Source organism: Methylobacterium sp. WL19 (genome assembly GCF_008040005.1).
GTDB classification, from domain to species: Bacteria; Pseudomonadota; Alphaproteobacteria; order Rhizobiales; family Beijerinckiaceae; genus Methylobacterium; species Methylobacterium bullatum.
The window spans coordinates 1-12541 of record NZ_VRVC01000137.1; the positions used below are offsets into that span (position 1 = coordinate 1).

Consider the following 12541-nt stretch of genomic DNA (forward strand, 5'->3'; position numbering starts at 1 on the left):
GCTCTATGCCGGCCCCGGCGCGTTCGGGGAGGCGACACCGGGCGCCCCGCCCCTCTTGGATACCCTGCGGACACGAGGAGACGGGGCCGGCGGTCGATCGGTTGAGGCCGCCCTCGCGGCACGCGGCGTTGCGCCGTCCGATCTCGAAGCCCATGCTCTGTTCCATGCGGAATCCCCGCCGGGATCGAGCTTCCACGCCACGGCGGCGGCGAGCTCCGTCTGCGTTCTCGTCATTCCCGGCGGCCCGATGGCGCCGGACGCGCAGGATCCCCCGACCGATCTGCGGGTGGAGATCGAGCCCGCCACATCCCTCGAAGGGAGGGCGCCGCCGCCGCTGGCTCCGCCCCTCCTCGACCTGCGCGTGAAGGCCGCCACCGCCGAGGCTTTCTCCGTCAAGGCCGGCCAGTACATCCAGATCATCGACGTGGACGGGCGCCAATGCGCGGATTTCCTGGCCTTCGATGCCGTCGCCCTTCAAGCAGGTGACGAATACGGCCTCGACGCCACCACCACGCATACCCTGATGGGATCGACGGCGCCGAAACCCGGCCTGCTGTCGAAGTATTTCGACGCGCGCATGGTCCCCCTGGTGGAGATCGTCCAGGATACGGTCGGGCGCCACGACACGTTCATGCTCGCCTGCTCGGCCAAGTATTACGAGGATATGGGATATCCCGGCCATTCGAACTGCACCGACAACTTCAACGCGGTGCTGAGCCCCCATGGAGTCCTGCCCAAGAAAGGCTGGCCGGCGATCAATTTCTTCTACAACACCGTCGCGGGGCCGGACGACAGGATCACCATGGACGAGCCCTGGTCACGCCCGGGCGATTACGTCCTCCTGCGGGCGCTGACCGACCTCGTCTGCGCCACCTCGTCCTGTGCCGACGACATCGATCCCGCCAATGGCTGGTGCCCCACCGACATCCACGTCCGGGTCTATGATTCCCAGAGCGCCTTCTCCAAGGGTATGAGCCACCGCATGACCCCCGATGCCGAACCGCGCCTCACCCGCGAATCCGGGTTTCACCCGCGCACCGCCGCCCTGACCCGGAAGATGGAGGATTATCGCGGGTTCTGGGTGCCGACCTGCTTCAACGCGGCCGGCCCGCTGGAGGAATACTGGGCCTGCCGCGAGCGGGCCACGATCATGGACCTCTCGGTCCTGCGCAAGTTCGAGGTGATCGGACCCGATGCCGAGGATCTGATGCAGCTGGCGGTGACGCGCAACGTGCGCAAGCTCGCCGTCAACCAGATCGTCTATACCGCCATGTGCAACCCGCATGGGGGGATGATCGACGACGGCACGCTGTTCCGTCTCGGCCAGAACAACTTCCGCTGGATCTGCGGGGACGAGTATTCCGGCATCTGGCTGCGCAAGCTCGCCGAGGACCACAAGCTGAAGGTCTGGGTGAAGAGCTCCACCGACCAGCTCCACAACGTCTCCGTCCAGGGGCCGAGATCGCGGGCGATCCTGTCCGGCCTCGTGGTCAGCCCGCCCCAGGAACCCACCATCGACGAGTTGAAATGGTTCCGCTTCACCGTCGGGCGCATCGACGGCGTGCCGGTCCTGGTGTCGCGGACGGGATATACCGGCGAACTCGGCTACGAGGTCTGGTGCCACCCGAGCCAGGCGACCGCGATCTGGGACTCGATCATGACGGCCGGCGAGCCGCATGGTCTCACGCCGATGGGGCTCGCCGCCCTCGACATGCTGCGGATCGAGGCCGGCCTCGTCTTCGCCGGATACGATTTCTGCGACCAGACCGACCCGTTCGAGGCGGGCATCGGCTTCACGGTTCCCAAGGACAAGCCTGACGCCTCCATCGGGTCGGAGGCCGTGGCGCGGCGGCGAGACAACCCGCACAAGCGGATGGTTGGCCTCGACGTCACGGGCAACGAGCCCGTCGGGCACGGCGATCCCGTCTATGACGGCCGGACCCAGGTCGGGATCGTCACCAGCGCCACGAAATCGCCGATCCTCGGCAAGACCATCGCCCTGGCGCGCCTCGACGTCTCGGCGGCGGCCATCGGTAGGTCGGTGGAGATCGGCAAGCTCGACGGCCATCAGAAGCGGCTTCCCGCGACCATCGTGGCGTTTCCCCATTTCGATCCCAAGAAGACGCGCGTCCGGGCGGAATCGCCCACACGCGGCGATCAGGGACAGGCCAGCCCCGCCAAGCCCTCGCCGGAGAACGTGGCAACGGCCGGAATCCCCGCTTAGGGCAGAATGAGCAATGGCTCGCTCGACGATGCCTCAGGCGAGCCTCGCGAGAACCGATGACCCGATATCGGACGGGCGTCGGGTCGAAGGCCGCTTGCGCCCCGTGAGCGATGCGATTGCATGTCTTCAGGATTCCGGGCGACCCTCGACGATCGAACGACGCCGCCTGAACCGTGATGCGGTCGCACCCATGGGGACGATGCGCAAGATTCCAGACCTCGGAATGGCCTGAACCATGCTTGCACGACGAACAACGGGAACGCGAAACACGTCAGGGATCGGTTGAAGAAATGCTCGATGCCGATGCCTTCCTACAGAATTTATCGAGCAGAATAGATGGCTTTATGTATAGCGGCCTCAACAATGCCGATTACAATATGACCTATCTATCGGATGGCTTCGAAAGATTGCTGGGATACGACGTCGCCTCGTTTTTGAGGAATGGGACGAGCTTCTCGAGCCTGATCCATGCGGACGACCTGCCTGCGGTCGATGCGGCCGTTGGGGCCGCCCTGAGCGCGAGTTCGCGCTGGCAGATCAGCTACCGGGTCAAGACGGCCGGCGGCACGTGGAAACACGTGCTCGAAACCGGCGGTGGCCGCGCCGATGCCGCGGGCGAGATCGCCTATCTCGACGGCATCGTCATCGACTTCGGTCGCGCCAACGACCTGGCGGATCGAATCCAGTCCGGTCAGACTGCGCTGGATGCGATCGGCCAGGCCTCGGATCGGATGATCGAGATGCTGCGATCCCTGAAGATGCTCTCGCTGAACGCCCGGATCGAAGCGGCGCGCTCCGCCGAGGCCGGGGCCGGATTCGGCGTCGTCGCCAAGGAGATGGGCCAACTCGCCGCGCTCGGTGAGCATGTGACGAAGGCCGTCGGAACCGAACTCGGTCATTTGAAGAGCGCCCTGCGATTGTAGGCCCCCTCCGGCAGGCCGGCTCCGCGCACCGAGCGATGCCGCTCGATCCAACGAGCAGCACGTCCAGGCCAATGTCCGGGCGGCACGACCCTCTCGTGAAGGACCGCCCTCGCTCGGGCCTATTGATACCCTTTGGGGAAGGGGTCCGGCTTGATCAGCTCCGGGCTCGTATAGACGATCTCGAACTGGCCATCGGCCTTGGCCTTGCCGACGCGGGTCTTGGACCAGAGGTGGTGATTGGGATCGACGCGCACGTAACCTTCCGGCGCGGCCTTGAATTCCAGGCCCGGAGAGGCCGCGACGACCTTGTCCACATCGAAGGAACCGGCTTTCTCGCAGGCCATCTTCCATAGGAACGGGCCGAGATAGGCGGCCTGGGTCACGTCGCCGATGACGGTCTTCTCGCCCCACATCTTGTGGAAGGCGGTGACGAAGGCCTTGTTGTTCTCGTTCTCGATGGACTGGAAGTACTTCATGCAGGAATAGGCGCCCGCGATGTTGTCGCCGCCGATGCCCTCGACCTCGTCCTCCGTGACGGAGAGGGTGAGCAGGATCTGTTTCGACAGGTCGATGCCGGAGGCCTTGAGCTGCTTGTAGAACGCCACGTTCGAGCCGCCGACCACGGTGACGAAGATCACCTTCGGCTTGGTGAGCTTGATCTTGTTGATCACCGAGTTGAACTGGGTGTGGCCGAAGGGGAAATACTCCTCGCCGACGACCTTGCCCTTGAGCACGCTCTCGATATGCTTGCGGGCGATCTTGTTCGAGGTGCGCGGCCAGATGTAATCGGAGCCGATGAAGAAGAACGTATCGCCGCCCTTCTCCTTGTTGACCCAATCGAGACTGGCGAGGATCTGCTGCGTCGCCTCCTGCCCGGTATAGATGACGTTCTTGGACTGCTCCAATCCCTCGTAGAAAGTCGGGTAGTACAGGAGGCCGTTATACTGCTCGATCACCGGCAGCGCCGCCTTGCGCGAGGCCGAGGTGAAGCAGCCGAAGATCGCCGCGCAATGGTCGTTGACGAGGAGCTTCTTGGCCTTCTCCGCGAAGGTCGGCCAGTCGGAGGCGCCGTCCTCCTGGATCACCTTGATCTTGCGGCCGAGGATGCCGCCGGCGGCGTTGATCTCATCGAAAGCGAGCTTCTCGGCCTGCGTGGCGCCGGTCTCGGAGATCGCCATGGTGCCGGTGACGGAGTGGAGGATGCCGACGGTCACCTCGCTGTCGGTGACGGCGAGGCCCGTGGTGTTCACGGCATCGGCCGCAAGGACGGACGAACTTCTCGTGGCGGCGACGAAGGGTGCGGCGGCCAGGCCGAGCAGCAACCGGCGCCGAAGCCGAAGATGAGCGGTGCCTTCGTCTTTTGACGCCATCGGTTCGTTCCTTACTCGTCATTGTGGAGGACACGCTCCTGTCCATCCACGGTTGTTCTCCGGAGCCGGATCACTCCAACTCGACCGAGACACAGTTTCGGGAAGAAAATTCGTTTCTTAAAGGGCAAATTGACCGCACGCTGCATCATTGCTGGGCAGGCATGAACCCGTCGTCATTTGCGGCGGCGCGCGGGGGCGACACCGAACAGCGCTTCGAAGGCGACCGCGAAGACCGCATCCATCGCCGTCGACAGGGCGCCCCCGCTGGGCGCGAGGACCCGCACGGCCAGTCCGGCGGCGTTCGGCATCGGGCTCGCCCCGCACAGGCACCCCACCGCATCGGCGGCGCCCTGCAGCGCGGCGATGTCGGGATGGCCCTCGACGCCCCCGAGGATCGCCATCGAGCCATAGGCCGCATACGTGCCGAGGGGGGAGGCGGGGCCGGCGAGACTCGCGCCGTCGAGCGTCGAGCGCTCGTTGACGAGGATGCGTCCATCCTCGGTCTCGATCCGCAGGGACAGGGCAATCCGGGCGAACGGCCGGCTCATGCCGCTCGGATCGTGGCTGGCGAAGCCTTCGCTGACGATGGCGCGCGCCTCACGGCCGACGACGATGCGGGTGTCGAGATCGAGCGCCGCGCCGGGAAACAGGATCATCGGATCGGGATGCAGCGCCAGGCCCGCGTCGCCGGCGATGGCCAGACGCGTGTCCTGGCGTGCCGCGAAGGCGCCGGTGTCATGCACGACGGTGGCCGATTGCGTCGTGACATGGGCCCGGCTTCCGGGCCTCGCCGTGATGTCGAGGCCCAGGCGGTCGGCGCGGTAGAGCCCGCCGGAGGCCGATTGGAGATACAGCGTCGCGATGTCGGGATGGTCCGGATACATCCGGAACGGCCGCGTGATGTGGAACGGATAGGGCACGACCTGCCGCGACAGCACCGTGGTGCCGCCGCCGCGCACGAAGACGAGGCGCGCCTGAGAATGGCGCGAGCGGCCCGCTCCCTCCGGCGAGACGCCCCGGACCTCCTCTCCCACGTCACTCAAGGCGCGAAGAGCACGGCGCGGCAGATCGCATCCGCCACGGCGTCGATCCCGTCGCCCGCGCGGGCATTGGTGGCGATCATCGCCTTGCCGCCGCGCACGGCTGTGGCCTCGGCGAGCATGGCGGGGAGGTCGATCCCCACATGGGGGGCGAGGTCGGTCTTGTTCACCACGAGAAGGTCGCAGCGCAGCACGCCGGGGCCGCGCTTCCTCGGGATGTCGTCGCCCCCCGCCACGTCGATGACGAAGATCCACCAATCCACCAGATCGAGGGAGAAGGTGGAGGCGAGGTTGTCGCCGCCGGATTCGAAGATGAGGAGGTCGAGGCCAGGAAAGGCCGCCTCCAGGGCATCGCCCGCCGCGATGTTGAGGGTCGGGTCCTCGCGGATCACCGTGTGCGGACAGGCGCCGGCCTCCACCGCCGAGACCCGGGCCGGGTCGATCAGCCCGGACCGGCGCAGGCGCTCCGCGTCCTCCTTGGTGACGAGGTCGTTGGTGACGATGGCCAGATCGACGCCGCGCCCCGCCAGGACTGGGATCAGACGCTCGATCAGCGCCGTCTTCCCCGAGCCGACCGGTCCGCCGATGCCGATCCGCGCGGCGCTGGCGCGGGACGGGGAGGGAGTGAGGATCATCGCGGTGTCGGGCATCAGCGCAGCATGTAGCGTTGGGCGAGGGGGAGGACCTTGGCCGGTTCGCAGGTGGCGATGGTCCCGTCGACGAAGACGTCGAAGGTCTGGGGGTCGACGCGGATATCGGGGCAGGCGTCGTTCCAGAGCATGTCGGCCTTGCTGAGCGTCCGGGTGCCATGGGCCGGCAGCAGCGCCTTGCGCAGGCCGAGCTCGTCGCGCAGGCCCCGCTCGATCGCCAGCGGATGGACGAAACAGGCCGAGAGCCCCTGCTTGGCGAGGCCGAACGCGCCCCATTGCGGGCGCAGCAGCATCGGTTCGCAGGTCATCAGCGAGGCGGCGGAATCGCCCATGGCGCCCCAGGCGATGAAGCCGCCCTTGATGACGAGTTCCGGCTTGATGCCGAAGAAGGCGGGCCGCCACAGGACGATGTCGGCCATCTTGCCCTCTTCGAGGGAGCCGATGTGCTCGGCGATGCCGAAGGTGCGCGCCGCGTTGATCGTGTATTTGGCGATGTAGCGCTTGATCCGGGCATTGTCGCCGAAACCGGCCCGGTCCTCGGGCAGGCTGCCGCGCTGGTCCTTCATCTTGGAGGCGAGTTGCCAGGTCCGGCAGATCACCTCGTGGATGCGGCCCATGCCCTGGCTGTCGGAGCCGAGCATCGAGATCGCGCCGATATCGTGCAGCACGTCCTCGGCGGCGATGGTCTGGGCGCGGATGCGGCTCTCGGCGAAGGCCACGTCCTCCGGCAGGGCCGGGTTGAGGTGGTGGCACACCATCGTCATGTCGAGGTGCTCGTCGAACGTGTTCACCGTGTAGGGATTGGTCGGGTTCGTCGACGAAGGCAGGCAATGGGGCAGGCCGGCGACGCGGATGATGTCCGGCGCGTGCCCGCCGCCGGCCCCTTCCGTGTGATACATGTGGATCACCCGGCCGCCGATGGCGGCGAGCGTGTCCTCGACGAAGCCGGATTCGTTGAGCGTGTCGGTGTGGAGCTGGACCTGGAAGTCGTGCTCGTCGGCGAATCCCAGGCAGGCATCGATGGCCGAGGGCATCGCCCCCCAATCCTCGTGGATCTTCAGGCCGAGCACACCGGTCTCCAACTGCTCCTTCAGGGCCGCCGGCTCGTGGGTGTTGCCACGGCCGAGGAAGCCGAAATTCACCGGCCACTGCTCGGCCGCCTGGAGCATCTTGCCCGTGTTGAACGGCCCCCCGGAATCGATGCCCACGGTGATCGGCCCGAGCGAGCCGCCCAGCAGCGTGGTGATGCCCGACGCGATGGCGTGATCGGGCAGGGCGGCGGAATCGAAATGCACGTGGACGTCGATGGCGCCCGGCGTCGCGATCAGCCCCTCGCAATCGCGCACCGTGGTGCCGGCCGACACGATGAGCCGGGGATCGACCCCGTCCATGATCGCCGGGTTGCCCGCCTTGCCGATGCCGACGATCTTGCCGTGGCGGATGCCGAGATCGCCCTTCACGATGCCGAGCACCGGATCGATGACGAGGACGTTGCAGAGCAGGAAATCGAGGGCGCCCTCGGCCGAGGTGACGCCCGGCGCCATGCCGATCCCGTCGCGCAGGGTCTTGCCGCCGCCATGCAGGCATTCGTCGCCGTAGACGGCGTAATCCTTCTCGACGACGGCGACGAGGGAGGTGTCGGCGAGGCGCACGCCGTCCCCCGTGGTGGGACCGTAGAGGGCGGCGTAGTCGCGGCGGGGGATCGTCACCATGATGATATCCTTCATACCAAGCGGCACTGATCCCGGCCGATGGCCGGAATCAGTGCGTTCGGCGGACGCCCGCCGCCGCGCCGTCGCGCGGGCGGACGACGATGAGGTCTCCTCATCGTCGTCCGGTCTGACGCGCCCGGACTTCTAGGCACCCTTGAAGCCGCCGGCTTTGGCCCGCGCCAGGGCGGCGGCGCGGTCCGCCGGCGTGTCGATCGTCCCCCGGGTCAGGTCGTTCAGGCCGGTGAGCCGGCGCTCGCCGCCGAATCCCACGAGGGTCACGGTCTTGCGCTGGCCCGGCTCGAACCGCACCGCCGTGCCGGCCGGGATGTCGAGGCGCAGGCCCAGAGCCGCCTCGCGGTCGAAATCGAGGGCGCGATTGACCTCGAAGAAGTGGTAATGCGATCCGATCTGCACCGGCCGGTCGCCGGTATTGACCACCTCGATGGTGGTGCGCGGGCGCCCCGCCGCGAGCTCGATCTCCCCCTCGGCGGGCAGGATCGCGCCGGGCTCCAGCGTATCGGCCGGCGCCCCCTCGGCGGGCCGGATCGGCTCGTGCACGGTGACGAGCTTGGTCCCGTCGGGGAACACGCCCTCGACCTGCAGGATCGGCAGCATGGCGGCGATGCCGGGCATGACGTCCCCGGTGGTGAGGATGGTCGAGCCCCACCCGATCAGGTCGGCGACGCTGCGCCCGTCGCGCGCCCCCTCCAGGATCTCGTCGGAGATGATGGCGACGGCCTCCGGGTAGTTGAGCTTGAGGCCGCGCGCGCGGCGCTTTCGCGCCAGTTCCGCCGCCGTGAAGATGGTCAGCCGTTCGAGTTCGGTCGGTGTCAGCAGCATTGGTGGTCCCTACGGCCTCGTCCGTTCCCGGAACCGGGTTTCACCGTCCGGCGGCGGTTTCAATTCGCGAACAGGCGCAGATCGGCGCGGGCGTGACGCATGGTGGCGATCTCGATGAGCGGCGTGAAGGCGACGAGCATGATGTCGGCGTGGTCGGTGTCGTCCTCTTCGCCCCCTTGCACAGGCCGGGCCGCGATCTCCGCCAGCACCGGCATCAGGGCGGAGAGGATGCGCTGCGCCTCGATGGCGCCGACCCGCCCGAGCCTCACGGCGGCGGTGACGAGGGCCGCCGCACATTGGTAGCCGGCGATCTCGGTGACCGTGGTCTCGTCGAGGCCGAGGGAGCGCCACAGGGCGCCCTGCATCACCGCAAGGTGGCCGAGAAGCGGGCCGTCGCGCACCGCCATGCGCAAGCCTTCGGCTCCCGGCGTCCCGATGCGGGTATGGGCGGCGAGCAGCGCCCCGCCGTTGCGTCGGCTGCCCGTACGCATCGGTTCCGCCAGGCAGGCCGCCTCCACGGCGGCGTCGATCCGGGCGAGGCGGGCGAGATCCCCTTGCGCGCGATGGGCCAGAACCAGGGCGACCCGGTCGCTGCCGGCCCAGCGATGACGCAGGATGACCTCGACCGCATGGCCGAGTTCCGCCCCGCCGAGACCGTCCGGGAGCGCCGCGAGCCCCTCGATCCCGTTCGAGAAGGCGAAGCTGCCGCTGGGAAAGGCCGAATCCGCCTGCTGGAGGGCGATGAGCCGCTGTAGCATCAGGCAGCTTCCGTCCGCCCGTCGACGCCATGGGCGACGCGGCCGGACGCCGTCAGATCGCCGAGCCGCGCCAGATAATCCTCCGGCGGGCCTTCGAGGGCCACGAGCAGGTCTTCGCCGTCGAAGCGCACGCGCCAATGCAGGTTGCCCGCGTGGTAGCCGAGTTCGAGGGCGGCGGCCTTGTCCGCAGGCGCCAGCCGAAGCCAGCGTTCCGCCCCGACCCGCACCACCAGGGCGCGGTCCGTGTCGAGGATCAGGACGGCACCGTCGAACAGGGTTTCCTCGCGGGGCAGGGCGATGGCGATGTCCTCGCCGCCCTGTGTCGTCGCCCGCAAACGCCGCCGGGCCATGTCGGCGCTGTCGATGGCCAGGATGTCGACGGCATGGTGGTGATCGAGATGATGCAGGCGGTGTGCGATCTCGGGATCGAGCCTGCTGCCCACGATACGGTCGATGACGCGCATTCGGTCTCCACTCTCCCGGTGGGGCCACTGGGTTCACACATCCAGGCAGAGCGCGTCCCTCTCCCCCCTGTGGGGAGAGGTTGGGAGTGGGGGTGGCTCCGCCAGCCTCCGCAAGCTGAGGGTCGCCCAACCACCCCCACCTCCAACTCCTCCCCACAAGGGGGAGGAGGGCAGGGCTGCGCATCCCGCGAGATGTGTGCCGATCGTAGCGGCAAGGTCCAGAAGAGGAAGCTAACCGGGTTCGCATCGGCACGCCAGCGCTTCCCCGGGCTCGGGCCTTGCGGCGCGAACGGGGCATCGTGTCGACCGACGCATCGGGTCGGGACAGCACTCGGGGCGCTACGCCGTCGCCGTCCTGGCGATCAGCGGCGGGCGATAGAAGGCCCCGATCTCGCGGATCAGGTCGCGCCTCTGCTCCTCCACCAGATCGGAGAGAATGTCATCGCGATTCCGGTTGATGACCGACAGAAGGCGAATATTGGGGTATCGGCCTTCGAAAACCACGAACACTTCCGATCCCTCATGGGGATCCAAAGGGTCCAGGCAGTAATGGTTCGCCATGCCAGCCCTCCGAAACATCGCGACGAGGAAAAACCTCTCATCGACATCCTTCCGGTCACACGAATCATAGGCCGTTTTCTCGATGCATCACGCATCTTGCAAGGGCTCGTCAGGCCGACACTACAGGATGAAATCCGCCGTCTGGAGGGCAAAGGTGCCGCTCAGGAGCAGGGCGAAATCGGCCTTCGCATCGCCATTCACATCGCCGCTCACCAGGGTACTCCCCCCTGAGACGATGGAGCGAAGCTCGCCCGCCCTCATCGTGAACGCGTCGTCCTCGATGAAGCGGAAGGCCTGGTTCACCACGCCGCCGGCGACCGCATCGATGAAGTGAAGGTCGATCCGGTCCCCCTGGGACGTGCTGAAATCCTTGAGCGTGTCCCGACCGGCGCCGGACACGGTACTGTCGCCGAGCCGGTCGAAGACGAAGGTGTCGGCACCTCCTCTGCCATAGAGCAGATCGGCCCCATCGCCGCCGGACAGGATGTTGAGCCCGTCGTTTCCGAGGATCTTGTTGGCGAACTCGTTGCCCGTCAGGTCGATGGCGGCGGTGCCGGTATCCCGCGCCGTCCGCAAGGTCTCGATGGATTGACCCGCGGCCAGCCCATAATCGACCGCAGCCTTCACCGTGTCGGCACCGTCGTTGAGCGCTTCGAACACTTTGTCGGTCGCCGCCGAGACGATGAACGTGTCGTCCCCGTCCCGCCCGTACAGGCTGTCGGCCCCGGCGCCGCCGTCGAGGACGTTGGCCCCGTCATTGCCCACGAGCTTGTTGACGAGTTCGTTGCCGGTGAGGTCGATGGCGGTTGTGGCGGTGTCGAGGATCGTCCGCAGGGTCTCGATGGACTGGCCGGCGGCCAGCGCGTAGCTGACGGCGGCCCTCACCGTGTCGATCCCGTCGCCGAGCGCCTCGAAGACCTTGTCGGTCGCCGCCGAGACGATGAACGTGTCGTCCCCGTCCCGCCCGTACAGGCTGTCGGCCCCGGCGCCGCCGTCGAGGAGGTTGGCCCCGTCATTGCCCACCAGCTTGTTGACGAGGTCGTTGCCGGTGAGGTCGATGGCGGTTGTGGAGGTGTCGAGGATCGTCCGCAAGGTCTCGATGGATTGGCCGGCGGCCAGCGCATAGCTCACGGCGGCCCTCACCGTATCGACGCCGTCGCCGGCGGATTCGAACACCTTGTCGGTCGCCGCCGAGACGATGAAGATGTCGTTGCCGGCCCGCCCATAGAGGGTATCGGCGCCCGCCCCGCCATCGAGGACATTGGCCCCGTCATTGCCCACCAGCTTGTTGACGAACGCGTTGCCGGTGAGGTCGATGGCGATGGTGCCGGTATCGAGGATGGTCCGCAGGGTCTCGATGGATTGGCCGGCGGCGAGCCGGTAGCTCACGGCGGCGAGCACCGTATCGGCCCCGCCCCCCGCGACCTCGAAGACGAGATCGCCGCTGTCGTCGACGACATACACATCGTCGCCGCCGAGCCCCTGCAGGCTGTCGGCCCCGGCCCGCCCGTCGAGGAGATCGACCCCGAGCGTCCCGACCAGGGTATCGGCGAAGCGCGATCCCGCCACCCGCTCGATCCCGACGAGGACATCCCCCGCCGCGTCGCCGCCGCTCACGGCCCCGGTGGAGAGGTTGACCGACACACCGGCGGCGGAGGCGCCGTAATCCAAGGTGTCGAAGCCGGCACCGCCATCGAGCCTGTCCGCGCCCGCGCCGCCCAGCAGGGTATCGTCGCCGTCATAGCCGTAGAGCGCGTCGTTCCCGGCGGCGCCGCTGAGGATGTTGGCCAAGCCGTTGCCGGAGAGCTTGTCGTCGAAGGCCGAGCCGAGGATGTTCTCGAAATCCACCAGGGCGTCGCCCTCGGCGCTGCCGCCGATGCCGGCGACCTTGCCGGCGCTGATGTCCACGGTCACGCCCGCACTCGAGTCGCTGTAATAGGCCCAGTCGACACCGTCGCCGGCCGTCATGTAATCGGCCCCGGCCCCGCCCGTCAGGATA

At 67.5% G+C, this 12541-nt stretch carries 11 protein-coding genes; 2 read left to right on the forward strand and 9 right to left on the reverse strand.

Features of this window, described 5'->3' with window-relative positions; genetic code table 11:
* The coding region (locus FV220_RS20955; protein WP_147833091.1) for an aminomethyltransferase family protein at positions 1–2224 on the forward strand (2224 nt) is incomplete at its 5' end.
* Positions 2225–2400: 176 nt separating this feature from the next.
* The gene (locus FV220_RS26440) at positions 2401–3147 is read left to right on the forward strand and encodes a PAS domain-containing methyl-accepting chemotaxis protein (protein WP_210245957.1); all 747 of its coding nucleotides are present in this window, start codon (positions 2401–2403) and stop codon (positions 3145–3147) included.
* A 119-nt stretch (positions 3148–3266) separates the two neighbouring features.
* On the opposite strand, the gene urtA is transcribed toward FV220_RS26440, so the two are convergent.
* The 9 genes from urtA to FV220_RS21005 form a co-directional block, all read right to left on the reverse strand.
* Positions 3267–4517, reverse strand: a complete 1251-nt coding sequence (urtA, locus tag FV220_RS20965; protein WP_147833092.1) for an urea ABC transporter substrate-binding protein — start codon at positions 4515–4517, stop codon at positions 3267–3269.
* A 173-nt stretch (positions 4518–4690) separates the two neighbouring features.
* On the reverse strand, positions 4691–5551 hold the full coding sequence (locus FV220_RS20970; protein ID WP_147833097.1) for an urease accessory protein UreD: 861 nt from the start codon (positions 5549–5551) through the stop codon (positions 4691–4693).
* A 5-nt stretch (positions 5552–5556) separates the two neighbouring features.
* Positions 5557–6192 carry an urease accessory protein UreG gene (gene ureG, locus FV220_RS20975; RefSeq protein ID WP_147833093.1) on the reverse strand — a complete coding sequence of 212 codons (636 nt, stop codon included), beginning with the start codon at positions 6190–6192 and terminating at the stop codon, positions 5557–5559.
* 14 nt (positions 6193–6206) lie between these two features.
* Positions 6207–7919: an urease subunit alpha gene (gene ureC / locus FV220_RS20980; protein ID WP_056142508.1), complete on the reverse strand. Its 1713-nt coding sequence runs from the start codon at positions 7917–7919 to the stop codon at positions 6207–6209.
* A gap of 144 nt (positions 7920–8063) precedes the next feature.
* Positions 8064–8759, reverse strand: coding sequence for an urease subunit beta (locus FV220_RS20985; RefSeq protein WP_056142213.1), 696 nt, complete (start codon positions 8757–8759; stop codon positions 8064–8066).
* Between the two features lie 59 nt (positions 8760–8818).
* Positions 8819–9517, reverse strand: a complete 699-nt coding sequence (locus FV220_RS20990) for an urease accessory UreF family protein (protein WP_056142211.1) — start codon at positions 9515–9517, stop codon at positions 8819–8821.
* Positions 9517–9981 carry an urease accessory protein UreE gene (gene ureE, locus FV220_RS20995; RefSeq protein ID WP_147833094.1) on the reverse strand — a complete coding sequence of 155 codons (465 nt, stop codon included), beginning with the start codon at positions 9979–9981 and terminating at the stop codon, positions 9517–9519. Before ureE ends, FV220_RS20990 begins: the two co-directional genes overlap by 1 nt.
* 339 nt (positions 9982–10320) lie before the next feature.
* The gene (locus FV220_RS21000) at positions 10321–10542 is read right to left on the reverse strand and encodes a hypothetical protein (RefSeq protein WP_018043953.1); all 222 of its coding nucleotides are present in this window, start codon (positions 10540–10542) and stop codon (positions 10321–10323) included.
* A 120-nt stretch (positions 10543–10662) separates the two neighbouring features.
* Positions 10663–12541, reverse strand: a 1879-nt coding sequence (locus FV220_RS21005) for a calcium-binding protein (protein ID WP_147833095.1), incomplete at its 5' end; no start/stop codon positions are given.

Excerpts from the sequence above, each read along its gene's own strand:
- FV220_RS26440 (WP_210245957.1), top strand. The coding sequence starts at position 2,401 with ATGCGGTCGCACCCATGGGGACGATGCGCAAGATTCCAGACCTCGGAA.
- ureC (WP_056142508.1), bottom strand. The coding sequence starts at position 7,919 with ATGGTGACGATCCCCCGCCGCGACTACGCCGCCCTCTACGGTCCCACC.
- urtA (WP_147833092.1), bottom strand. The coding sequence starts at position 4,517 with ATGGCGTCAAAAGACGAAGGCACCGCTCATCTTCGGCTTCGGCGCCGG.
- FV220_RS20985 (WP_056142213.1), bottom strand. The coding sequence starts at position 8,759 with ATGCTGCTGACACCGACCGAACTCGAACGGCTGACCATCTTCACGGCG.
- FV220_RS20990 (WP_056142211.1), bottom strand. The coding sequence starts at position 9,517 with ATGCTACAGCGGCTCATCGCCCTCCAGCAGGCGGATTCGGCCTTTCCC.
- ureG (WP_147833093.1), bottom strand. The coding sequence starts at position 6,192 with ATGATCCTCACTCCCTCCCCGTCCCGCGCCAGCGCCGCGCGGATCGGC.
- FV220_RS21000 (WP_018043953.1), bottom strand. The coding sequence starts at position 10,542 with ATGGCGAACCATTACTGCCTGGACCCTTTGGATCCCCATGAGGGATCG.
- ureE (WP_147833094.1), bottom strand. The coding sequence starts at position 9,981 with ATGCGCGTCATCGACCGTATCGTGGGCAGCAGGCTCGATCCCGAGATC.